Raw genomic sequence first — 24,576 nt, forward strand, 5'->3', positions numbered from 1 at the left:
CTAACTACGACTAAATTCAACAACAAATAATATCGATATCCAAGCTACTTAAGATCGGCAAACAACCTATCGAAAGGCTGGGGGTTATAAGTAAAGTAGCTTGGTAGAGATCCTAAATAACTACAGCAAGGTTTCAAACTCGCTAATGTAATTACCACCTTTAATTGAGGCTATTAATCTTAATTTATAACTTGTCGTATTATTGTTCGCGGCCAACTCACGCAGGGGTGTTTGCGCTTGCCAATAATAATTACTTTGTACCTGAGTCAAAGGATATGCAGTCGCGATATTATTTACGTCAACCAAAAATAGTACCGCTTCATCTAACGGGAAAGTAGAGTTAATAACGGTGGAACCGGCTTTATCAAATACGTTGACTTTAAAGTCACCGCTTATCAATACGCACTCTCCCGCAAGTACTGCACAAGAAGATTCTGGCACTAATGTGATTAATTTTGTCTCATCCGCATCATTTTCAATAAAATAATCCGATGCCACATAGCCGAGTACGGCTAATAACGGCGCTACAAGTACCGCCACTTTAGTATGTTTATTCATTAATTTATTCCTTTAAATTATCACTGTAGTCCGCTACATCGAGTTGCCCCAACATCATTGCAGCTTGCGTTCTGTTACGCACATTCAGCTTACGAAAAATAGCACTCGCATGGGCTTTAACCGTCGCTTCAGCAACACAAAGTTTATCACCAATTTGTTTGTTGAGCAGTCCTTCAGAAAACATCATTAGAATGCGATATTCTTGTGCCGTTAACTTAGCTATAGCTTCGTCAGCAATATTACTCACTTCTTCTTGCGCTTTTTCAAACGTTCCCGGTACCCATAACTGTCCAGATAATACCTTCGTAATAGCGGTAATGATTGTCGGCACAGATTCCGACTTAGGTACAAAACCGGACGCGCCGTGTTGCATTGCTTTACCTATGATAGTTTCATCACTGTAAGCAGAGATCACCACAACAGGAATATTTGGATATTGTTTACGAATACGGATCAGGTGATCAAACCCATGCGCACCGGGAATGTTCAGATCCAATAATAACAGGTCAGCATCGGCATTCTTGACTAAACACTCACTAATGCTTTCGACCGTTTCAGCCTCAAGCCATTGCGTGGTATTAAATTGTTCTTTTAAGGCAATCAACAATGCTTGGCGAAAAAGGGGGTGATCATCAGCGATGATGATTTTTTCTGGCATTACGTGCATACTCATCCATGTATCACTACAAATAATTAACCCCCACTATACATGACACCATGTTACCAAACTGTGACCAAGTTAACTTGCTGCGCTCGTTACATGCGACTTAGCTAGCCGAAAGCACTTGTGATCAAAGACTTAAGCTTGGTATTACCCTTTAATTCTGAATGTTGCACTTTCGCCATAAACAGTTCTGCAGTCGCAATAGCATCGTTTAAGGCATTGTGTGCTGGATAATGTGGTAATCCATACTCATCACGTAAACTAGTCAAATGCAACGTAGATGGTGCATAAGCTTGGCTGCACCTGTCGTGGCGTTTTTTAGCCAATGCTAATGTATCAATAATGGGAAATACCGGTGCCATGCCATATAGCTTAATACAGGCTTGTTCGAGAAAGTTTTTCTCTATCTGGGCATAATGAACCAACATGGTTTTTCCAGCTAATGCCGTTAACAAGTCTTCTATTACACTTGCCAATGGACGTCCGCTGGCTTTTTCTTGATCTGTGATGGTGTGAATAGTCACATTTTCATCTTGTAGTTGGCAGTGCGCCGCGATAATTTGATGATAACAACTATCTAATCTAATTTGGTTATCAGCCAGTGTCACGTAACCAATACTCAGAATATTATCTTGTTTAGCATTCAAGCCGGTTGTTTCAAAATCCACGGCTAAAATATCACTGGCCATGATAGGTTGTTCAAGATCGATAATTGGCACACTTAAGTATTGCTTCAACGCCCCTTCTGGCGCTTTCGCCAGCAGACGTTTACGCTGTGTTTCTAAACTAAAGAATGATTGTATTAGATTCATTATATGTCCTTATTAATCAGTGTAGCCGGTGTCAAACTGCCAGTAGCTACTGGCAACTTACAACGTCTAACTTCCGACTACCAAATTATAACTACCCGCTACACCATCTGGCGATAACTTTGCATGGCTTTAATTACCTTGAAAGCATCTTTTAAATGTTCACGTTCCAATCGAGATATCTCTTTTGGTAACAAATAACTATCCGCCGCTTCACCATTGGCTAATTGCTTGGCCTGATGCTCTGCACGTAGCATACCTAACAGCTCAAATGCATCAATCAAATTAGCCGATTCGGTACGACTCAATGATGGCGTTCCTGCCGCTAGTCTTAAGCGCATGATGGTATTTACATCCTCAATACCTTCAGCCAATGCATAAATACGCGCCAGGTTAATAATAGGTGCTAAACCATTATGCTTAAGATCCAAGCCTTTTTTATTCTTACCATCATGAATCAGCACAAAATCACGAAAGAAACCTAACGGCGGTTTCTGTAACAACGCATTACGCGATAGATGGGCTTGAAACAAGGTGTTTTTCTGCGTTTTCTCTAACATATTACGACGAACATCTTGTAACAAGGTACTGTCACCATAGACGGTAGCAAGGTCAAAAAACACGCTGCTATTTAATAATGCTTGAGGGTCTGGCTTTATTACCCAATCAGTAAAGTAGCCTTGCCATACCCGCTGTTTCTGTCGCCATTTGGTGTTAGTAGCCATAATATTACCGGGACAATAAATATAACCACAGGCTGCCAGTCCATCACAGACAAAATGCGCAAATGCTTCGAACCACGCTTCTTGCTGCGGTGTCGCACTATCATCAATAATCAGCGCATTATCTTGATCTGAATAAACTAACTGCTCTTGCCGCGCTTGTGAACCTGCACATAACCAAGCATAAGCAACTGGGGCTTTACCAAGTTGTAACTCTGCTAACTCAATTAACCGAATAGTAAATGCCATTGTTAGTGCACTAATATTTTTACCTAAATAATCAGCACTGGCACCCAACTTAGCCATACTCACTTGCAGTTTAGGTAACATCAAACTCAATTCAACCAAGGCGTCGACAGAATTGGCTTTATGGATCACAGAACTTAAATTAACCGCATGATGACCCTCTTGATTCATTAAGTCCGTCGCAGTTAACATACCAATCAGAGCCCCATGTTTAGTCACTGGAAGATGATGTATACGCTGACTTATCATTAACGCTAATGCATCATGACCACACAGGTTGATATCAATAGTCGCCATATTAGCAGTCATAATATCTGTTACTGCTTGTTGGGTATTTAATCCTTCAGCGACACAGCGTCGCCTAATATCCTTATCCGTGACAATACCAACAGGTTGCTTATCAGCCATGATAACGAGGCACGATACACCTTTTTCAGTCATGTATTTAGCCGCATCTCGAATACTGGCTTGCGTTGTGATCGTGATAGCAGGGCTATTGTAATAATCCGTTATAGGTGCGTTGGTTAAACTCGAGGCGATTAATGCCGATTCAGTTATCGCCCCCATGGTGTTCTGTAGTCGCTGCTGCGCGGTCTGTAATAGAAACTGTAACGCTTTGGGCTGCTCAGCAAGTAGCACTTTCAATTCATTAAAATCAATCGCATATAACAAGCAGTCTTCTTCTGCACGTAAACTTATCTGTAACCTTTGAGCATCTGGACGGCATAGTACACTGCACAAATCACCTTCTGAGAATTTGCCCTGTAATTCACTCGCATCATCATAATAAGCAAGCACGCCTTTTTTAACGATATACAGCATGACTTGGCCGTTCAGCTGATTATTCTGATGATCATTCAATAGGGTTTCATTGCGGTAATAACCGATAGAAGTGCGTTTCGCAATAAGATGACAATCCGCCACATTTAATAAATTAAAAGGCGGAATGACTTTAATAAAATCAACAATATCATTTAGCGCTGCGTTCATATGTTCACTCTCGCCTCTTTGTATTTGTATCTGCATATGTAATTGCAATGACATTACAATTTAATGTGTACGTTAAGTTTTAACCCTATACCTCTAAATCGTCAACATCCTAAAATAATATATAGACGAAAGTTGTATAGGGTTATTTTTTAAAGATTGCTAAATTTACAACATGCTAGTGCGAACACCTACGATTTGTTATTCAAGTTAAGGACAACTTATTCAGGTGATCAATAACTATCTAATTTTATATATTAAGATTTAATCGTTTTTTTTGGGAGAAAGGATATGGAACAAGAAAACGCCTATTGGCAAACCAATATACGACTCATATTAACCTGTTTAGTAATTTGGTTTGTGGTGTCTTTTGGCTGTGGCATTTTATTCGTCGAGCAATTGAATGAATTTAGACTCGGTGGATATAAGCTTGGTTTCTGGTTCGCACAACAAGGGTCTATTTATACCTTCGTTGGTTTAGTTTTTTGGTATGCCGTACAGATGAATAAGCTGGACAAAAAACACAATGTTGAGGAAGAATAAATGACCGAATTAAAACTCTATACCTATATCGCCGTATTCGGCTCGTTTACCTTATATTTTGCCATTGCTTGGTTTGCTCGCGCTAAAACAACCAGTGATTTCTATGCCGCAGGCGGTGGTATTACCCCATTACAAAATGGTATGGCGATCGGCGCCGATTGGATGAGTGCCGCGTCGTTCTTATCAATGGCAGGTCTGATTGCCTTTCTCGGTTACGGTGGCTCAGTATTCTTAATGGGTTGGACGGGTGGTTTCGTACTGCTTGCGACCTTACTGGCTCCTTATATGCGTAAACACGGTAAGTTTACCGTGCCAGAATTTATTGCTGACCGCTATGACTCTAAAACCGCGCGTGTCGTGGCGATTGTCTGCTTAATCGTCGCGTCGGTTACTTATATTATCGGTCAAATGAAGGGGGTTGGTGTTGCTTTCTCTCGCTTCTTAGAAGTTGATTACGACCTAGGCTTAGGCATAGGTATGGTTGTCGTTTGGGTATATGCCGTATTAGGTGGTATGAAAGGTATTACTTATACGCAAATCGCACAATATTGCGTGCTTATCTTTGCTTATACTATTCCAGCCGTATTCATTTCATTACAACTCACTGGTAATCCAATCCCACAACTCGGTTTAGGTAGTACCCTTGCTGATGGTAGCGGTGTTTATCTGCTGGATAAAATCGACATGGTTGTAACAGACCTTGGCTTTAACCAATACACCACTGATAACATGGGTGGCACGTTAAATATGTTCGCTTATACCCTGTCATTGATGATTGGTACAGCGGGTTTACCACACGTAATTATGCGTTTCTTCACCGTGCCTACAGTGAAAGCAGCACGAGCATCAGCTGGTTACGCATTAGTATTTATCGCCTTACTTTATACTGTCGCACCAGCGGTCGGTGCAATGGCTCGTTTCAATCTAATGAACACCATTGAACCAACAGCGGGTCAACCACTTGAATATGAAAAACGTCCACAGTGGTTTAAAGATTGGGAAAAAACCGGTCTATTAAAATTTGAAGACAAAAATGGCGATGGCAAAATTCAATATGTTGCTGACCCAGTGAAAAACGAAATGGTTAAAGTTGACCGTGACATCATGGTATTAGCTAACCCAGCCATTGCAAACTTACCGAACTGGGTAATAGCACTGGTTGCTGCAGGTGGTTTAGCCGCTGCTCTCTCTACAGCCGCAGGTTTACTACTGGCCATTTCATCTGCCATCTCGCATGATTTAATGAAAGGGATATTAACACCACAGATGACCGAGAAAGCCGAGTTAAAAGCTGGTCGTATCGTGATGACAATTTCTATTATCATCGCCGGTTACCTTGGTTTAAACCCGCCTGGATTCGCCGCTGGTACCGTTGCCCTCGCCTTTGGTTTAGCTGGTTCATCGCTATTCCCAGCGTTAATGATGGGTATCTTCTCGAAGAAAATTAATGGCACCGCAGCTGTATCAGGTATGTGTGCAGGTTTAGGCATCACTATGCTGTATGTATTCCAACATAAAGGCATCATGTTTATCCCGGGTACTTCGTTCCTTGGTGGCATGGAAGAAAACTGGTTCTTTGGTATTTCACCTAACGCATTTGGTTCAGTAGGTGCACTTGTTAACTTTACTGTGGCATTTGCTGTCACCAAAGTCACCGGTGATGCGCCACTGCATATCCAGCAATTAGTTGAAAATTTACGTTACCCACGCGGTGCAGGCGCAGCAGCCGACCATTAATAACCAGCAATAGCGCGATTGAAATAATCCAATCGCGCTATTGCTGTAATAAGTTAGATCATAAATTAGGTAATAAAAATGCCGTTCATCAATTGATGAACGGCATTTTTGTATTTACAATTTACCCACTTATTACAACTCTTGATATAAGATTTGTATAAGCTAGTACAGTCCGTATTAACTATTGCGCACTGACAATATTGCGTACCACAACCAAATCTTCAGGCGTATCAACACCAGCAGCGGGTGCTTCAAGCGCTTCTTCAACATGAATTTTCTCACCATGCCAAAGTACACGTAGCTGCTCTAGTGATTCGATCTGTTCCAGTTCAGTTTCTTGCCACTTAACATAATCACGAATAAAACCAGCGCGGTATGCGTAGATACCAATATGACGTTGATAAACAGGTTTAATCTCAGTCACAGGCTGGTGCATAAAGTTATCACGGTGATAAGGGATCGGAGCTCGGCTAAAATACAAAGCATAACCCTGTTTATCCGTCACAACTTTAACCGCGTTCGGGTTAAAGACCTCTTCCACATCAGTTATAGCAACTGATAATGTCGCCATACGTGCTTCGCTTTGTTTACCCAGATTTGTCGCAACTTGCTCAATAATTCGCGGTGGAATTAAAGGCTCATCACCTTGGACATTCACAATGATATCATCATCATTAAAACCGAGCTTACTGCATACTTCCGCTAAACGTTCGGTACCCGAATTATGGTCCGGTGAAGTCATGCATACTTCATAGCCTAATGCCGTCACCGCTTGTTCAATTCGAGCATCATCGGTCGCAATGACAACGCGTGACGCGCCACTTTGCAATGCTTGCTCAGCAACACGTTGGATCATTGTTTTACCACAAATATCAACTAACGGCTTACCGGGTAAACGGCTTGACTGATAGCGTGATGGGATAATAACAATAAAACTCATTTAGCTAGTTCTTCAGACGTTAACTGACGCGCTTTCACTTCAAGTAATACCGGAATACCTTCTGTGATAGGATAAGCAAGACGGTCTGCATTACAGATAAGTTCATTATTGCTTTTGTCAAAATGTAATTTACCTTTACAGACAGGGCAAGCAATAATTTCAAGTAAGTTATGATCCAGAGTCATGGTTTAATTCCTTTAATGTTAATAATAACTGCGGTAAAAAATCGCTATCTAAACTTGCGTTTACCGGTAAATAGTACCAATTATCCTGAGCGAAAGACTGACACTTAACAGCATCTTTTTCAGTCATAATAACGGTTCGCCCTGCTGCAAACTGAGTAATATCAGCGGCAGTAAAAGCATGATGATCGGGAAATGAAAGGTGTTCTTCAATCACATAATCGTGTTTTTCTAAGGTGTTATAAAAACGCTGTGGGTTACCAATTCCGGCAATAGCAACACTGGTAAACTCGGTGTTCGGAGTCGCTACTGCATTATTACTTACTTTACGTAATGGCGCCGCAACCAAACGCATGTTAGCCTCACCAGCTAAAGCGTTACCACCATTGCAAATAACAAAGTCAGCTGTCTTTAAACGCCAAGCGCCTTCACGTAAAGGGCCCATTGGTAACAAGTGACCATTACCAAGGCGGCGTTTACCATCGATCACGATAAGCTCAATATCTCTTTGCATTGCGTAATGTTGTAAACCATCATCAGTGATAATCACGTCTACATCAAAGTGAGCTAATAAGTGTGCCGCTGCAGTAGTGCGAATTGGACTAATGACTAATGGACATTGCGTGCGTTTATGTAACATAAACGGTTCGTCGCCGCTGTGTGCAACAGGCGAATCGTTATTAACAATATAAGGATATTGTGGTGCTTTCGAACCATAACCACGGCTGATAATACCTGGTTTATAACCAGCAGCCGTTAGCTGTTCACATAAGTAAACAACCAAGGGGGTTTTACCTGTGCCCCCCACCGTAATATTACCGACAACTATGGTCGGCACAGCGGGTTTAACACTGGCTTTAATACCAAGCTCAAATAGTTTACGACGGCTACAGGTAATTGCAGCAAACGTTATACTTAACGGTGCCAGCAACCATTTAGACCAATGGTTACCATACCAAATATCCTCTTCTATTTTCACGCTATATCCTATTTTACGCTAGTTCTTATTTTTCACGCCAAGCACTAGGTTAACCGCCAAGTTGTAAACGGTGTAATTGTGCGTAGTGCTCGCCTTTTGCAAGTAGCTCTGAATGCGAACCACTTTCAAGAATAGAACCCGCTTCGATAACTAAGATACGATCTGCCGCTTCAATCGTCGTTAAACGATGAGCAATCACTAACGAGGTTCTATCTTTTTGTAATGTCTCAAGTGCTTGCTGAACCTTCTTCTCTGATTCTGCATCCAGTGCCGACGTAGCTTCATCGAGGATTAAGATTGGCGCATCTTGTATCAACGCACGTGCAATGGCCAGACGTTGACGTTGGCCACCCGATAGCATAGCGCCGTTTTCACCCACCACAGTATCAAAGCCATTATCAAAGCCTTCAATAAATTCTAATGCATTGGCTTTAGTCGCGGCTTCAATAATATCTTCACGTGTCACTTCGTTAATACGACCATAAGCAATATTTGCCGCGATCGTATCATTAAACAGATGCACATTTTGTGATACTAAGGCAATTTGGTTACGTAACGATTTTAATTCATAGTCGTGAAGAGGCACATCATCAATACTAATCTCGCCTTTCTCTATTTCATAAAAACGGGTAATCAAACTAGCCAATGTTGATTTACCACTCCCTGAGCGACCAACAAGTGCGATCATCTCACCGGGTTGCGCGGTAAAGTTCATATTTTCAATCAAGCGTGCACTCGCAGTTGGGTAAGTAAAATCAACATTTGAGAAGGTAATTTTACCTGCAACACGTTCCGGTATATAGGTACCAGTATTTTTCTCTGCTTGAAGATCAAGAATATCAAACAAGCTGTTACACGCAGAAATTGCTTTTTGGATTTCAGAGTTGACGTTAGTGATGTCACGTAATGGACGTAATAACGCCATCATAGAACCGACAATAGCCACGAATTTACCTGGCGTAAGTTCCGCACGAATGGATTCGAAAGACGCAAGATATAAAACCACACCGAGTGCAAATGAAGCCACAATCTGTACTAGCGCATTACTCGCTGCACTTGTTGTTGCCATTTTCATCTGTTGCTGACGAATATGATTACTGACAGAACCAAAACGTTCACGCTCTGTTTCATGTCCTGCAGACATTAATACGTCTTTATGACCATGGAGCATTTGCTGCGCTGTTGATGACACGTTACCCATAGCTTGTTGTAAGCGGCGACTGATGACACGAAAACGACGACTCACAGAACCAATAATGATACCGACCAGTGGCGCAATAAATAATAACACCAGAGATAACTGCCAGCTTTGATAGAACATCCAAATAAGCAGACCAAGAATAAACGCACCACTACGGAATACATTCACAATGGTTTTAGATGCTGCACCTGATACTTGGGTGGAATCATAGATAATTTTTGATACTAATTCACCCGATGGAGTTTTATCAAAAAAGCTCACAGGTAAATGCATAAGATGATCAAATAACTGACGCTGTAAACGCATTACTACGGTATTACCGGCTTTCGCCATGCAATAACTTGAACCAAACGACGCTAAACCACGTAAGGTCACCATGCCGACCACAAACAATGGCATCCATTTCAAGAATGCTGAAGTTTCAGCGTTAAAGCCATCATCGACAAGTGGCTGTAAAATATTAAGTAGCGTTGCATCGACAATACCGTAACCAAGCATAGCGAGAACACCTAAGGCTAAGGTAGTTTTTAAGTCGAGAACATAAATAGAAAATCGCTTGACCGTCTGCCAAGCTGTACGCTGTTGATCCATGAAAACTGTCTTGTTATTGAGATAGGCGATCATTTTAAACCTAGGTTAGGCAAAACTCCAAACTTTCCATGCTCAGAACCTCATAATAACTGTTTTTTAACCATATTAACGCAAAAGGGCTGACCCAAATGGATCAACCCTTTTAATAACAACACACCTATATATTCGATTTATGCCGCATTACTATTATCTTGCTCTATTTTAGTCTGCGGAGATGACGCTACAGCTTGCCTATTACCACCAATATTTAATAGCCATGCGAGTGCGGGTAAGAAACACAATGCCCCCAACATATTCCAAATAAACATGAAGGTAAGCATCAACCCCATATCAGCTTGAAATTTAATTGGCGATAATACCCAAGTACACACCCCTATCGCTAAGGTAATACCAGTAAACGCAACCGCTTTACCGGTACTCGATAGTGCATATTGATAAGCATCTTGTAAGTTATCACCCATTTTTAAACGAGCTGATAATTGACTGTAGATATAAATACCATAATCGACACCAATACCCACACCTAACGCGATCACAGGCAAGGTTGCTACTTTCACGCCTATACCTAATGTCGCCATTAACGCTTGTCCCAAAATAGAGGTCAATGCTAACGGTAAAATAATACATATCAGTGTTTTAACCGAGCGGAATGTAAGGAAACATAATATCGCCACAACACCGTATACCCACATCAGCATTTGGTATTGGGCTTTTTCAATCACGCTGTTAGTAGCGGCTTCAATTCCGGCATTACCCGCCGCAAGTGCAAAGTTCACACCCTCGGTTTTATTCGCTGCAGTATAAGCGGTAATATCAGCGATCACGGTTTCCAGTGTATTGGCTTTATGATCATCAAGATAAATAATCAACGGCAACATACTGCAAGTATTATTCATAAACGCAGCAGGTGCGCGGCCGACAGCAGCGTTAAGCACCAGTTGATTAGGGCTTAAACCTTGCCACTTAGGATTACCTTCATTCATACCAACAATGGCTTTTTTAGCGATGGTCGCGACAGATAATGTCGACTGTACGCCAGCGATCCCCTCAACATGTGATTGCAACTGATTCACCGCATTCAAGGTATGGTAACTACTGCACTGCTCTGCTGGTGTCTCCACCATCAATACCATGATGTCGGTACTGGCTTGGTAATTGTTCACCATATAAGCATTGTCTAGATTATAGCGACTGTCCGCACGTAACTCAGGGGCGCCCGCATCAAGATCACCAATTTTCAGCGATTGGCCTTGGTATAAACCGACCGCAAGGCAAACCACACCAAATATTAGCGCCGACTTAGCCCATTTCGCATCAGCAAAACGACTAAATACCGTCACAATTAACGGCGTTTTCGATTGTTCGGCTAGCAAATATTTGATACCCGCTGGAGATACCCCAGTCCAAGACATTAAAATAGGTAACAATATCAAGTTAGTTAACAAGATAACCGCAACACCCACGCTGGCTGCAGTGGCAAGATCTTGAATAACCTCAATTTCAATCACGTTTAAGGTAATAAAACCAAGTCCATCACTTAACAATGCAATCAAACCAGGAATAGCTAACGCTCTGAATCCAAGACGTGCAGCTTGCTCGGCTTTATTGCCCGCGGCCATATGCTGGCCAATCGCACTAATAAGTTGCACACCATGACTCACGGCAATCGCAAACACTAAAAATGGCACCAACATAGAGTAAGGATCAAGTCCCTGACCCAACAGATTCAGTAAACCTAATTGCCAAATAACTGCAACGAGTGCACAAGTCACTGTCACAAATGTACTTCTTAAACAACGGCTATACAGATACAACAATGCAAACGTAATGACAATGGCCGTTAAGAAAAAGATCACCACTTGCGCCGCGCCAGCAATCAGATCACCCACCACTTTAGCAAAACCGGTAATGTGAACCTTAACGCCATTAACTTCATACTTACTGCGAATTTCTTCTAACGTTGTAGACAGTTGATTGTAATCTAATGGTTTACCGGTATCTGGGTTGATACTCATTAATGGTAATAAGAATACTGCAGATTTAAAATCATCACCGACTAAATAGCCGACTTGGCCAGATAGCATCACATTGCGACGTAATCTATCAAGGGTACGCTGACTGCCATCATAATCACTCGGGATCACAGTACCACCGACAAAACCGTCTTCGGTTACTTCAGCCCAGGTTACATTCGCGGTCCAAATTGATTTCATACCCGAGCGGTCAACGCCGGAAATGAAAAATAGTTCATCATTTAAGGTACGCATCTGATCTTGAAATTCAGCATTAAAAATATCGCCATTTTGGTTTTCAATAACAACGCGTACGCTATTGCCTAAGCTGGCTAGCTCTTGTTTGTAATTTAAGTAGTTTTGCACATACTCATGTTGCACTGGGATCATTTTCTCAAATGACGCACTGGGCCTGACTAGACTGGCGTTATACCCCAAAAAAGCGGTCAGTAACACGATCACTGCAAATACGATATATTTAAAACCAAATAACTGTTTTTCGATCCAAATAGTAAGCTTTTCCATATTACTTCAGACCTCCCTGTACGAGTTCATTTTGACTATTTTTTTGCCAACCACGTAATCCTGTCGTGATCACATCATCACCGATAATTTTGACTGAGGTGATATCAATACGTTGAGTTATTTTGGAGATATTATTGAAGGTATGACCGTTATAGACTAGCTTTAATCCACCAGCGCCAACGAGTAACAGCTCGGTGTTATTTAGCCAATCAGCTGAGAAAATATGGTTAGTCACCCCAGTATCTAGGTGCTGCCAAGTCTCGCCTTGGTCTTGTGAAGCGAACATATTGCCGCGTAATCCGTAACTATAGAGTGACGAGCCATTAACATCGATACCAAACAGTGAACCCATGTAGTCAATTTCCAGAGCACGCCAGCTGTTACCTTGATCTGAGGTCGCCATGCCAAGGCCCGCTTCGCCGACCACATAGATATTATTATCCGCATCTGTCGTTAATGCATTAAGATGGAAGCCTTCAGGATTAGGTACTTGATAGCCGATATATTGCCAATTATTACCACCATCGTTGGTTTCTAGCATTGCGCCATAAGCACCAATTACAAGGCCATAATCGGGCGTGGTGAATAGCACATCAAAAAATGAAATTTCAATGCCCGCATTAACTGTTAAATCTTCAAGTTTATAAGTCGCATCATCGAGTTGCATCTCTAACTCATCAAGACGATCTTCATCAATACTGTCGTTATCAAGAGTACCATCGACTTCAGCACGTTCAAACTGAACCGTTAACGCCACGATTTGTTGTTCTAAGCTGGTTTTTAACAACCCCGTTAGCTGCAAACCATCAAAAATTTTAATCCAGTTACGACCGCCGTCCGTGGTTTTTAATATCACGCCTTGATGACCCACCGCCCAAGCAACTTTATCATCAATAAAGTCCACAGCTGTGATTGTCGTTTGTACAGGTACGTTAGCCTGAAGCCAAGTTGAATCCGCATTATCACGCACTAAAATACGTCCGTACTCTCCAACCATTATCTGACGCTGTTGGAAATTATCAATTTCTAAAAAAACGCTATTCTCAACAAGGCTATTCATTTCTGCCGCAACCTGTAACACATTATTGCCGACATAACTGCTTGCTTTCTTTAACGTCTGTTCTTCACTGGCACTGTATACTGGTAAACTTAATACACATAACAGCGCAAGCGATTTTTTATCCATACTTGGCATTTGTATCACCATAATCCCTTAAGTTTACGAAGGTCTTCTCACTAAGACCTAAATGTTGTCATCAAATGGCAATCCATTTTCCGCTTGATATAAGCAATATTACTCTTGGCATTAACAATGCTATTTTTGGTATTAACCACTATTTATGAATGGCAATGTTCTCCTCGATAAACACCGGGCGTCACGCCTTTCCAACGTTTAAATGCCCGAGAAAAATTAGCCACATTAGAAAAGCCCAACAGGTAGCTTATTTCCCCCAACGATAAACGGTTTTGATTTAAATGTTGTTCAGCGGTTGTTTGGCGAATATTTTCAACTAGATCTTTATAACTGGTACCGGAATCATTGAGTTTTCGCTGTAAACTACGCTGACTAAAGTTCAATTTATCGGCGACAAAGTCAATATTTGGTACACCGGTCGCCATCAAAGAGACAACTTCAGAACGTACTTGGCTGACAACATTATTACAATCAAGGCCAGCAAGATAATCATCAACCGCTTTATCACTGAAAGAAATAAGATCTGGCGCAAAATTGGGCAGCCGTTTTGCTAGCAGATTACGATCCATCACTAACATAGATTTACTTGAGTTAAACTCAACGCTGCAGCCTGTATGAGTTTCAAATTGCTCGACACACCGAGCATTGGCAGTGGTATATATCTTGACTGGGGAAAAACCAGGATTAGACAGGTCGCGACAAATTTTGATGATGGAAAGTAACATGGTTAATTCAAGTGTATCGCCAATGCGATTAATGCAGTCTTCGGTCTCATTTAAGTTTAACTGCAGATAACAATGCGTTTCGTCTTGCGTTAAATGAATACGACAGGTACTACTCAATACACGGTCATAATGCACTAACCGGGTAAATGCGTCTTGTAATGATGATGAGGCTTGCAGTGCACAACCTAATGCATGAAATGTTGTCGCAACAATGCATTGACTCACTTTAATCGGTAAAAGTGGATCATCCGTCAGTGTTACTGATTGTTCGAAGAGTTTATTACACAGGTGCACGGGAACGCGACTGCCTACATTCGTTATTTCATCAATGCTTACATCTGATTTTGATAGCAGCTCGAAAGGTTCTATTCCTTTCCATAATAGCGCTTTATATAAGGCAACTAACCAGCCTCCAATAACATCTCCTTGAACATTCATTATCAGCACTCCTTTGCTCGTATTACTCGTTGCTTCATTACATCATAGCTGAAAAGACAATATCTATCTCAATTCAACCAGAAGACATACAACGAATATTTCACATAGGCAACATTTGCGCAACAACATTAGTGCAAAAATAGGAGCTTAGTATCATAATAATTCAAACGTTTGATTAAATTATTATAAAGGTATTAGATTAAACATAGATTTAATACCTATGTTTGTATAATCGGCGTAGCTAATTAACTACAAAATTTCACTAAAAACATCCGCAGCTTCAATATCAAGGATACCAGAACGGTTAACTGTTATTTTATGGCGTTGATAAACGACTTTAGCACTGTCATCCTTTAGACCGACAACCACATTAACTTGGTAGCGCCTTTCAATCGATTCTTTAGTTATCTTACTTTCATTTTCTGCATATACAGCACCAGTACCACGCTCTAAATACCGAATCAGCGGTCTAACACTAAAATAAACCTGTTCTTGAATACGGTCATAACCTGGTTGAAAGCCTTTACTACTGACCTTGGTATCTAACCGATAATGCAAGAGTATTGACTCTTGCTTGTTCTGCGGTCGACGGCGATATAAAACGTCACGTACTACTTTTGGTAACTTAGTTTGTTTTATATAGTCTAGCCAGATACGTTGCTTACAAATGATTTGTTTATTTGATGTATCAATCAGCTGTCTTGACCATTTTGGTCGCCCTTTACGGATCCAACGCCATAAGGTGTTATTAAATTCATCTTTAAAGATCTCCCTGAAACCGTAAATAACCGACAATACCGCAATCAAAGCATACGTCAGTCCTTTTAATTCACCTTGAGCAAAAAAGATAAGACTTAATACAATCACCATCACTAACGATGTCGCGGTGCCTTTCACTATCTTTTTCTGATGAGCCCCGAGCGCTTGAGTTTCTTCTTTAAAGATCACGCCATGTTCGATCAAACGACGTAACAAGCGCATTTTATTGGCTATACGATTCGGATCTAACAAGGTATTCGCGGAGTTATAACCATTTTCGAAGCGATACTTAGCTTCGCCTCGACAAAAGCCAATAATTTCCGCACGTTCATCAAGAAACTCATTACTCTTTTTACGTTTGGACAATGCCTTATAGCAGCATTGCTCACTGAACCATGAAAGGTAATTATCAACATTATTAAAATAAGCTTTTAATTTTTCATCTTTTGGGGCATTACGACGAAACTTCTTAATAATCGACTTAGCGACCTCATTAAGTTCAATTAACGCAGCATAAAACAATTGCGGATCAATTTGATCTTCAATATTTCGGATATCTTTTTCGAAAGCTTTAGCAAATTGGTAAGCAAAGAGGTTTAAGTTAACGCGATATTCGTCTGGAGAACGTTTCATTCGACTAGCAAAACGGCTTTGCACTAACGGCAGGTGTAAACCCTCAGAATAATACGCACGCTTACCTTGAATGCCACGGTAAAAATAATCATCTTCTGTTAATGTTCGAGGATTAATACCCATCTCGTTAGGTAATAAAAAATACACGTCCACACGACGATAATCACCCTGTGGAATAAGGTGGTTAAGTTTAAATGATAATTTATCTTCTTGCTTTAAAACAATCTTAGCCACGCCTTGTTTGTCCTTTCGTTATTACACTTACTCTCACCTCTTAGTCATAAATACCTACTAGTGATTATAGAGCATGTATTTGCGTACCAAGGGGCATTTTATGGCTAAGTATATTATCCTTTACAACGACAAATAAGAAGTTAAATCCAAATAGTCAGCTGAATTTTCATTTTTATCTTCGATTGATGAAAAATAAGGCATTTCACCCATCAATGGTGCTGATAATTCCATGCTTAAGGTGGCAATCATGCCATCATAATTAGCAATATCAGTGGTGGGACTGTTCGCGATCCAACCTACAAGGTTCGCGCCAGAATGAGCTATGGCTTGTGCTGATAATATCGCATGATTTAAACAACCTAACTTAACCCCTACTACAAGAATAACATCTAACTTATTTTCAGCTACCCAAGATGAAAATAAGTTACTGTTATCAGCATTGTTTTTATTCATACTAATCGGTAGATGCCAACCACCAGCACCTTCGATCACGGCAAAATCAATATCATCAGGCAGTTGAGCGAGGGAATCGTCCACTAACGCCAAATCAATAGACTCGCCATTATTGTGCGCAGCTATATGCGGGGCGATTGGCGCTTGATAAGCAATGGGGTTAACAATTTTATAATCTAATTTATACGACGCATGCTGTTGTAATAATACCGCATCTTCATTACGTAAACCCCCTGGTGTTAATTCACAACCTGCTGAAATAGGCTTCAAACCTACCGTTTTAAGGCCTAATTTGTTAGCGTAATCAAGTACCGCACAGCTAACCACAGTTTTACCCACATCGGTATCTGTGCCGGTAATAAATACTTTTTTACAATTTATTGTCATCGGTGACCTTAGTTTCTATTGTCTTAAATGTCGTCTTAAGTCTTCATCTCATCTTAAAATATCGTCTTAAATGTGCTGGTTAGCACTTGCGCAATAAGCAGTAAGCGAGTTTGTAGCTAAGCGGTAATAAGCCTTGATTATCACGTAACATTTCGTAGTTGGCTTTAAATGCCCTTAGCTCACCTTGCGTTGTCGGTTTAGCGTCTTTGTCATGGACATGATTAGCACCAATTCCCTTCAGGCTTTGCATTACCTCTTTCACGCTTGAGTAGTACATGGTTTGGATTTCAACTTGAAATATTTCAACGCTTAAACCAGATTTTAATAACGCGGTTTTAATTTCACCTTCAGACAAAAAACGATTTACATGGCGATGCTCATTGACCGTCGACCATGACTGCGTTAACTCATCAAGGCTACCAGCTACCAGCGTGCTAAAAAGCATCAAGCCACCTTGATTTAAACACCGTGAGGCTTCAATCAAGGGCGTCGCTAAGTCATCGCACCATTGCAATGCTAAATTTGAGACACACAAGTCGACACAGCTCGACAGTAAAGGTAATGCCTCGGCATCAGCGTTCAACCAATAAATAGGTGGCGTTAATTTATCTTGTTGCTCGCGCTGCTGCTTGGCGTGAGTAAGCATACCAAAGGATAAATCAACCGCGATTAACTGCTTACTACAGTTCGCCAATACCGGTAATAATGCCCCGCTACCACAACCCAGATCAACAGTGGTGTTATATCGTTCCGCGTTGCCTTTATTGGGTAGGGTCTGTAAAAGTCGATCACAGGACAAGCGCTGTAATATCGCATGTTGATCATAACTGGCAGCGGCTTTACCAAAACAACGGGCGACCGCATTTTTATCAATCATGCAACGCCTCCTGTAAACGAGTCAGTAATAAATCAATGTCTTCAATACTATGATTCGCAGATAAGGTAATCCGTAATCGTGAGGTACCTGGTGGCACAGTCGGCGGTCTTATCGCTTTTACTAATAGCCCTTGACTAGCAAGCTGTTGACTTATTTTCATCGCCTTACCGGCATCACCAATAAGCAAAGGTTGAATAGCCGTATCAGATGGCATCAAGGTAATATTGCGTAAAGAACACTGTTGTTTGAAATAACAAATAAGCTGGTTTAAATGTGTTACCCGCCATGTCTCAGTCAGCATGATCGTTAACGCTTTATCTATACACAACGCCATCGCAGCAGGCATTGCCGTCGAATAAATATAAGGCTTAGAAAAGTTAACTAAATAGTCGATAACATCTTTCGACGCCGCGACAAACGCCCCTGACACACCAACGGCTTTACCAAATGTCGCCATGTACAAATCAACATCATGAGCTAATAAACCGTGTTGGTTAAGACTATTTTGGCCCTGTGGTAATACCCCGAAACCATGGGCATCATCGACTAATAACCAACTGTCATGGGCTTTACATTGTTGACTAATTTCCTGTAAATCGGCCATATCACCATCCATACTAAACACACCTTCGGTAACAACCAGTGAATTAGCATGTGTGGCGCGATATTGCTCTAGGGTCTGAGCAAGATGAACACTGTCATTATGCTTAAAGCGTTTCATCGTCGCAGGTGAATACATCCCCGCCTCAATGAGTGAGGCATGGTTAAGCTTATCCTGTACCAGTAAATCATTTTTATTCAGCAAGACTTTAATTAGGGCTTGGTTAGCACTGTAACCCGAGTTAAATAATAAACTTGATTCATAGCCGGTTATTTCAGCTAACTTTTCTTCGAGTACCGCATGCGCATGGGTATAGCCTGTAACAAGAAATGAGCCACCACTGCCAACACCATACTCAGTTGCACCACGTTGCCATGCTGCAATTAATTCAGGGTGTGTTGAAAGGCCCAGATAATCATTGGCAGAAAAATTAATGGCGCCATGATTGATTGCTCGCGTGCGTAACAACGACTCAGATTCTTGCTGCCGTAATGCTTGGCTAATGAATTCAAACGCCATTAAAGTGCCGCGCTCTTCTCACCAACAGCACTCGCGTCGTAAAACAGCGACGGCGATGCTTGCTCGGCAATTTCATCAAGCAATTGTGCAGATTGCGCTTCATCACTCGCTTCACGAATACGTGCAGGGTGTAGGCCTAACTTTTTAAATAAACGTTTATCACTGTCTTCATCTGGATTATCTGTGGTTAGCAACTTACAACCGTAGAAAATCGAGTTAGCACCCGCCATGAAACACAGCGCTTGCGTTTGTTCACTCATCGCCTCACGACCCGCCGATAAACGTACATACGATTTAGGCATGATGATCCGTGCTACAGCAATGGTGCGGACAAACTCGAATGCATCTAAATCAGGCGCATCTTCAAGTGGTGTACCGGCCACTTTAACCAACATATTAATCGGTACACTTTCAGGATGATGCGGTAAGTTCGCCAGTGACTTAAGCAGACCAAAACGGTCCTGTTGTTGCTCACCCATACCAACGATACCGCCAGAGCAGACTTTCATACCAGCTTCACGCACGTGACTTAAGGTATCTAAACGGTCTTGATAAGTACGTGTCGTAATAATCTGTTCGTAATACTCTTCAGACGTATCTAAGTTATGGTTATAATAATCTAAACCCGCTTCAGACAATGACTGCGCTTGGTCGGGTGCTAACATACCTAACGTCATACACGTTTCCAGACCCATGGCTTTAACACCTTTAACCATATCGATTAAATACGGCATATCGCGTTTATGCGGGTTTTTCCACGCTGCGCCCATACAAAAACGACTCGCGCCATTTTCTTTTGCTTCAGCTGCACGTGTGAGTACTGTTTCAACTTGCATCAAACGTTCTTTTTCAATACCCGTGGTATAACGCGCGCTCTGCGGGCAGTACTTGCAATCTTCCGGACAAGCGCCGGTTTTGATTGATAGCAGTGTACTAATCTGCACACTGTTTGGATCAAAATGTTGACGGTGTGCCGTTTGAGCCTGAAACATCAAATCATTAAACGGTTGGTTAAAAAGTGCTTCAATCTCATCAATATGCCAATCATGGCGAACACGGTTAGTCATCTAAAATCCTTTATTTGAATTTGTGCGTAAACTCGATTAGTCTATCCAGCATAGCCGCAAGGTCAACCAAATGCTAAAACCAAGGTTTACAATGACTCAAAAAACACACGATAACTTAATGAAGTTCGACCAGCAACACATCTGGCACCCTTATACTTCAATGACCAAACCTTTGCCTTGTTATCACGTTGATAGCGCCTGTGGTGTTTACTTAACATTAAATGACGGCACCCAGCTCATCGATGGCATGTCTTCTTGGTGGGCATCGATTCATGGCTACAACGTACCGGCGTTAAATCAAGCGATGCAGGTGCAAGCAAGTAAAATGTCCCATGTCATGTTTGGTGGTATCACTCATACACCAGCGATAAATCTATGCCAGAAATTGGTTGATATCACCCCAGCAGGTTTAGAGTGTGTGTTCTTGTCAGATTCAGGCTCAGTGAGTGTCGAAGTCGCCATGAAAATGGCGATCCAATATTGGCATCATCAACAACCGAGCAAGAAAAAGTTTGTCACTATACGTAACGGTTATCACGGTGATACCTTTGGCGCGATGTCGGTTTGTGACCCAGATAATGGCATGCACGAATTATTCACCGGTTTCTTGGCTCCGCAGTATTTTATTAGCGCGCCGAGCATCAAGTTTGATGAACAATGGCAAGACAGTGCGATGCAAGATTTAGCCAGCACATTAGCTGAAAATCATCAGCATATCGCTGCGTTTATTTTAGAGCCAATTGTACAAGGCGCAGGCGGCATGAAGTTCTATCATCCAGAGTTTTTACGCCAAGCCAAATTACTCTGTGAACGTTATGAGGTGTTGCTGATTGCTGATGAGATCGCCACCGGATTTGGTCGTACCGGTAAGTTATTTGCCAGTGAACATGCTGACATCACCCCAGACATTATGTGCCTAGGTAAAGGGATCACGGGTGGTTACATGACCTTGGCCGCGACGTTAACAACCCGACACGTAGCAGAAACGATCAGCAACGGGCCCAGCGGTGTGTTAATGCACGGTCCCACGTTTATGGGTAATCCCCTAGCCTGCGCAGTCGCCAACGCCAGTATTGATTTATTAATGACCAGTGACTGGCAACAACAAGTCGCGGGCATTGAGCAGCAAATGCAACAAGCATTGTTACCATTGATTGAACATGACAATGTCACTGATGCTCGTGTACTGGGCAGTATTGGCGTAATTGAAACGTCGAAATCTATCGATCTAGCTAAAGCGCAGGTATTATTTGTTGAATTAGGCGTATGGATCAGACCTTTTGGCAAGCTGCTGTATATCATGCCTCCGTATATTATTTCAGCAACAGAACTCGATACATTATGCAATGTGATCAAGCAAGTACTTGATGCCGACATCTGGGCTAAATAACACTATTTTTGATTAATAACAAAAGTCAATTTAGCTTTCTCTGGTTTTGACTTGCAATATCATCAAAATGGTCTTTGCTAAGCTAAGGTATCCACGTCTACAATTGTGACATGGAAACTTAATAATAATGAATGTAACAAGCTTCATCACCAACTTGTTACATTCATTCAACCTTAGTTTATGGAGTCATCTATGCTCAATAATTTATTGATTTTTGGTTTAAGTATAATCAGTTTTTCCGCGATCTCGTATATTGTTTATATTAAAATAATTGCACCGCTTAGCAGTATCACAGATTATATTCAGGAAGCTAAATTTGAGCATGACATCATCAATAAACTCGAACATGCAACAGACACTCATGGCTTATCTGAACGCTACAATTTAATGCTCGACAACAATATTAGTGAATCTAATTATTTTGAAAAACTAGAGCAGAGTTTAAAACAACGCACAATAAACCCCACAAATAATGCCGCAATAAAACCCAGCAGTAGTTTTTTAAATCAAACACGGTTACTACAACAAAAGAAAAAACAAATTAATTACCATTAGGATCCTTAATTATTCTTGGATATCAGTGATAATTTACTAAATATTAAGCAAACAAAATGATTTTTCGTTGTTTTTACTTGTATACTGCAACTGCAAAGGTAATATAACCTTACTTAAATAATCATCATTCGCTCAGCAAGAGCTTTTTATGCTGGAGAGCAATAATCCTATGACGCATTCGTCAGTTAAAGATATTTTTGCCGGTAAATTCCCGGTAGGTAGCACAGTTACAACGAAAGGCTGGATCCGCACACGTCGTGATTCTAAAGCTGGTATTTCTTTCTTAGCTATTTACGATGGTTCGTGTTTCGATCCTATTCAAGCAGTTGTAAGCAAAGATTTACCGAACTACGAAGCAGATGTATTAAATCTTACTGCTAGTTGTTCTGTTGAAGTTACTGGTGTAGTTGTTGAATCACCAGGTAAAGGTCAATCATTCGAAATCCAAGCAACAGAAGTAATTGTGCTTGGTTTAGTAGAAGACCCTGATACTTACCCGATGTCAGCTAAACGTCACAGCATCGAGTACCTTCGTGAACACGCTCACCTACGTGGTCGTACTAACGTTATGGGTGCGGTTATGCGTGTTCGTAACTGTTTATCACAAGCTATTCACCGTTTTTACCATGAAAATGGTTATAACTGGTTAAGCACACCACTTATCACTGGTAGTGATTGTGAAGGTGCTGGTGAAATGTTCCGTGTAAGTACACTGGATATGAATAACCTGCCTTTAACTGATAAAGGTGAAGTTGATTACAAAGAAGACTTCTTTGGTAAAGAAACCTTTCTAACGGTATCTGGTCAACTTAACGCTGAAACTTATGCTTGTGCGATTGGTAAAGTTTATACATTCGGCCCAACTTTCCGTGCTGAAAACTCAAACACAACGCGTCACCTTGCAGAATTCTGGATGGTTGAACCTGAGATTGCATTTGCAGATCTTGATGATGCAGCAAAACTAGCTGAAGATATGCTTAAGTATTGCTTTAAAGCTGTACTAGAAGAGCGTATGGATGACATGCAGTTCTTTGCACAACGTATCAACAAAGAAGCGATTACGCGTTTAGAAAGCTTTGTGGAATCTGACTTTGCGCAAATTGATTACACTGACGCAATTAAGATCTTAGAAGAATGTGGTAAAGAATTCGAATTCCCAGTTTCTTGGGGTATCGATATGTCTTCTGAGCACGAACGTTACCTTGCTGAAGTACACTTTAAAGCACCTGTTGTTGTTAAAAACTACCCGAAAGATATTAAATCATTCTACATGCGTATGAATGAAGACGGTAAAACAGTTGCTGCAATGGACGTACTTGCACCAGGCATCGGCGAGATCATCGGCGGTAGTCAACGTGAAGAACGTTTAGATATGCTTGATAAGCGTATGGAAGAAATGGGTCTAAACAAAGAAGATTACTGGTGGTACCGCGACCTACGTCGTTTTGGTACAGTGCCACATTCTGGTTTCGGTCTAGGCTTCGAGCGTTTAGTGTCTTATGTAACTGGTATGCAAAATATCCGTGACGTAATTCCTTTCCCACGTGCACCACGCACGGCGGAATTCTAATTTAAGTATTTATTTTTAATTTAGCATTTATGTCTAATTTAAAAAAGTAGCTTAAAACAAAAAGGCTGGTGAGATAATTATTTATCTTACCAGCCTTTTTTTTGACTGTGATATTTGTTCAACGCTTATGGCATTGCTAATCAGTCAGTCATCAATAAGTTAAGCGCTATAGCGATTAACCTTCAATATTAATCAAGTTCATCACCATCAATTTACGAATTACACTTACGTACATAACATTGATATTAGCAATCTTAGTTACGTTCGTTAAAGAGTGACCTGCTTTTAATAATTCGATTGTTTGTAATACTTGTTCTTTGTTCATAATAGCCTCTGTATTGTGCTTCGCTTGGTTTATGTGGCTATAATAAAGAATTTTATAAAACAACATATATCATTTTCAGAAAAATTACCGAAGATGACATATTTTATATGATTATTTATATTTTATTATGTTTAACTGCAAATGCAGCATAA

The 24,576-nt window shown here is 41.0% G+C and carries 22 protein-coding genes; 5 read left to right on the forward strand and 17 right to left on the reverse strand.

Annotation, left to right across the window (positions count from 1 at the left end):
• Positions 1-120 precede the first annotated feature (120 nt).
• The 4 genes from CXF93_RS11710 to CXF93_RS11725 all read right to left on the reverse strand — a co-directional run bounded on the left by CXF93_RS11710 (position 121) and on the right by CXF93_RS11725 (position 3,989).
• Positions 121-558, reverse strand: a complete 438-nt coding sequence (locus CXF93_RS11710; RefSeq protein ID WP_101062686.1) for a hypothetical protein — start codon at positions 556-558, stop codon at positions 121-123.
• Between the two features lie 4 nt (positions 559-562).
• Positions 563-1,225, reverse strand: coding sequence for a response regulator transcription factor (locus CXF93_RS11715; RefSeq protein WP_101062687.1), 663 nt, complete (start codon positions 1,223-1,225; stop codon positions 563-565).
• Positions 1,226-1,329: 104 nt separating this feature from the next.
• The gene (locus CXF93_RS11720) at positions 1,330-2,034 is read right to left on the reverse strand and encodes an exonuclease domain-containing protein (RefSeq protein ID WP_101062688.1); all 705 of its coding nucleotides are present in this window, start codon (positions 2,032-2,034) and stop codon (positions 1,330-1,332) included.
• A gap of 98 nt (positions 2,035-2,132) precedes the next feature.
• Positions 2,133-3,989: a DUF294 nucleotidyltransferase-like domain-containing protein gene (locus tag CXF93_RS11725; protein ID WP_101063341.1), complete on the reverse strand. Its 1,857-nt coding sequence runs from the start codon at positions 3,987-3,989 to the stop codon at positions 2,133-2,135.
• A gap of 288 nt (positions 3,990-4,277) precedes the next feature.
• Here CXF93_RS11725 and CXF93_RS11730 point away from each other — a divergent pair, with 288 nt between their 5' ends.
• Both CXF93_RS11730 and CXF93_RS11735 read left to right on the forward strand, forming a co-directional pair.
• Positions 4,278-4,529 carry a DUF4212 domain-containing protein gene (locus CXF93_RS11730; protein WP_017222232.1) on the forward strand — a complete coding sequence of 84 codons (252 nt, stop codon included), beginning with the start codon at positions 4,278-4,280 and terminating at the stop codon, positions 4,527-4,529.
• A complete protein-coding gene (locus tag CXF93_RS11735; protein WP_101062689.1) occupies positions 4,530-6,266 on the forward strand; it encodes a sodium:solute symporter family protein in 1,737 nt (578 codons plus the stop codon).
• A gap of 181 nt (positions 6,267-6,447) precedes the next feature.
• Here CXF93_RS11735 and kdsB read toward each other — a convergent pair whose 3' ends face one another.
• From kdsB to bioB, 12 genes are all read right to left on the reverse strand, one after another.
• The gene (gene kdsB / locus CXF93_RS11740) at positions 6,448-7,206 is read right to left on the reverse strand and encodes a 3-deoxy-manno-octulosonate cytidylyltransferase (protein WP_101062690.1); all 759 of its coding nucleotides are present in this window, start codon (positions 7,204-7,206) and stop codon (positions 6,448-6,450) included.
• The gene (locus tag CXF93_RS11745; RefSeq protein WP_101062691.1) at positions 7,203-7,391 is read right to left on the reverse strand and encodes a Trm112 family protein; all 189 of its coding nucleotides are present in this window, start codon (positions 7,389-7,391) and stop codon (positions 7,203-7,205) included. The genes kdsB and CXF93_RS11745 overlap by 4 nt, the downstream gene beginning before the upstream one ends.
• On the reverse strand, positions 7,375-8,367 hold the full coding sequence (gene lpxK / locus CXF93_RS11750) for a tetraacyldisaccharide 4'-kinase (protein WP_101062692.1): 993 nt from the start codon (positions 8,365-8,367) through the stop codon (positions 7,375-7,377). The genes CXF93_RS11745 and lpxK overlap by 17 nt, the downstream gene beginning before the upstream one ends.
• Positions 8,368-8,416: 49 nt before the next feature.
• Positions 8,417-10,159, reverse strand: a complete 1,743-nt coding sequence (gene msbA / locus CXF93_RS11755) for a lipid A export permease/ATP-binding protein MsbA (protein ID WP_232784186.1) — start codon at positions 10,157-10,159, stop codon at positions 8,417-8,419.
• Positions 10,160-10,329: 170 nt separating this feature from the next.
• Positions 10,330-12,696 carry an RND family transporter gene (locus CXF93_RS11760; protein ID WP_101062694.1) on the reverse strand — a complete coding sequence of 789 codons (2,367 nt, stop codon included), beginning with the start codon at positions 12,694-12,696 and terminating at the stop codon, positions 10,330-10,332.
• A 1-nt stretch (position 12,697) separates the two neighbouring features.
• Positions 12,698-13,891 (reverse strand): YCF48-related protein, encoded by a 1,194-nt coding sequence (locus CXF93_RS11765; RefSeq protein WP_101063342.1) that lies wholly within the window; start codon positions 13,889-13,891, stop codon positions 12,698-12,700.
• Positions 13,892-14,034: 143 nt separating this feature from the next.
• Positions 14,035-15,054: an AraC family transcriptional regulator gene (locus tag CXF93_RS11770; RefSeq protein ID WP_101062695.1), complete on the reverse strand. Its 1,020-nt coding sequence runs from the start codon at positions 15,052-15,054 to the stop codon at positions 14,035-14,037.
• 249 nt (positions 15,055-15,303) lie between these two features.
• On the reverse strand, positions 15,304-16,680 hold the full coding sequence (locus CXF93_RS11775) for a hypothetical protein (protein WP_101062696.1): 1,377 nt from the start codon (positions 16,678-16,680) through the stop codon (positions 15,304-15,306).
• 120 nt (positions 16,681-16,800) lie between these two features.
• Positions 16,801-17,520, reverse strand: coding sequence for a dethiobiotin synthase (gene bioD, locus CXF93_RS11780; RefSeq protein WP_101062697.1), 720 nt, complete (start codon positions 17,518-17,520; stop codon positions 16,801-16,803).
• Positions 17,521-17,599: 79 nt separating this feature from the next.
• Positions 17,600-18,397, reverse strand: a complete 798-nt coding sequence (gene bioC / locus CXF93_RS11785; RefSeq protein WP_101062698.1) for a malonyl-ACP O-methyltransferase BioC — start codon at positions 18,395-18,397, stop codon at positions 17,600-17,602.
• Positions 18,390-19,517: an 8-amino-7-oxononanoate synthase gene (gene bioF, locus CXF93_RS11790; protein ID WP_101062699.1), complete on the reverse strand. Its 1,128-nt coding sequence runs from the start codon at positions 19,515-19,517 to the stop codon at positions 18,390-18,392. Before bioF ends, bioC begins: the two co-directional genes overlap by 8 nt.
• Positions 19,517-20,584 (reverse strand): biotin synthase BioB, encoded by a 1,068-nt coding sequence (gene bioB, locus CXF93_RS11795; RefSeq protein WP_101062700.1) that lies wholly within the window; start codon positions 20,582-20,584, stop codon positions 19,517-19,519. The genes bioF and bioB overlap by 1 nt, the downstream gene beginning before the upstream one ends.
• Before the next feature lie 91 nt (positions 20,585-20,675).
• On the opposite strand from bioB, the gene bioA reads away from it, so the two are divergent.
• The 3 genes from bioA to asnS all read left to right on the forward strand — a co-directional run bounded on the left by bioA (position 20,676) and on the right by asnS (position 24,099).
• Positions 20,676-21,974, forward strand: a complete 1,299-nt coding sequence (bioA, locus tag CXF93_RS11800) for an adenosylmethionine--8-amino-7-oxononanoate transaminase (protein WP_101062701.1) — start codon at positions 20,676-20,678, stop codon at positions 21,972-21,974.
• Positions 21,975-22,166: 192 nt separating this feature from the next.
• Entirely contained in the window at positions 22,167-22,529 is a 363-nt protein-coding gene (locus CXF93_RS11805; protein WP_101062702.1) for a hypothetical protein, read from the forward strand.
• A gap of 169 nt (positions 22,530-22,698) precedes the next feature.
• On the forward strand, positions 22,699-24,099 hold the full coding sequence (gene asnS, locus CXF93_RS11810; protein WP_101062703.1) for an asparagine--tRNA ligase: 1,401 nt from the start codon (positions 22,699-22,701) through the stop codon (positions 24,097-24,099).
• A 175-nt stretch (positions 24,100-24,274) separates the two neighbouring features.
• Here asnS and CXF93_RS22125 read toward each other — a convergent pair whose 3' ends face one another.
• On the reverse strand, positions 24,275-24,424 hold the full coding sequence (locus CXF93_RS22125; protein ID WP_198551648.1) for a hypothetical protein: 150 nt from the start codon (positions 24,422-24,424) through the stop codon (positions 24,275-24,277).
• Between the last annotated feature and the right edge of the window lie 152 nt (positions 24,425-24,576).

Origin of the sequence: Moritella sp. Urea-trap-13 (genome assembly GCF_002836355.1) — a bacterium.
In the GTDB taxonomy this organism is placed as follows: domain Bacteria; phylum Pseudomonadota; class Gammaproteobacteria; order Enterobacterales; family Moritellaceae; genus Moritella.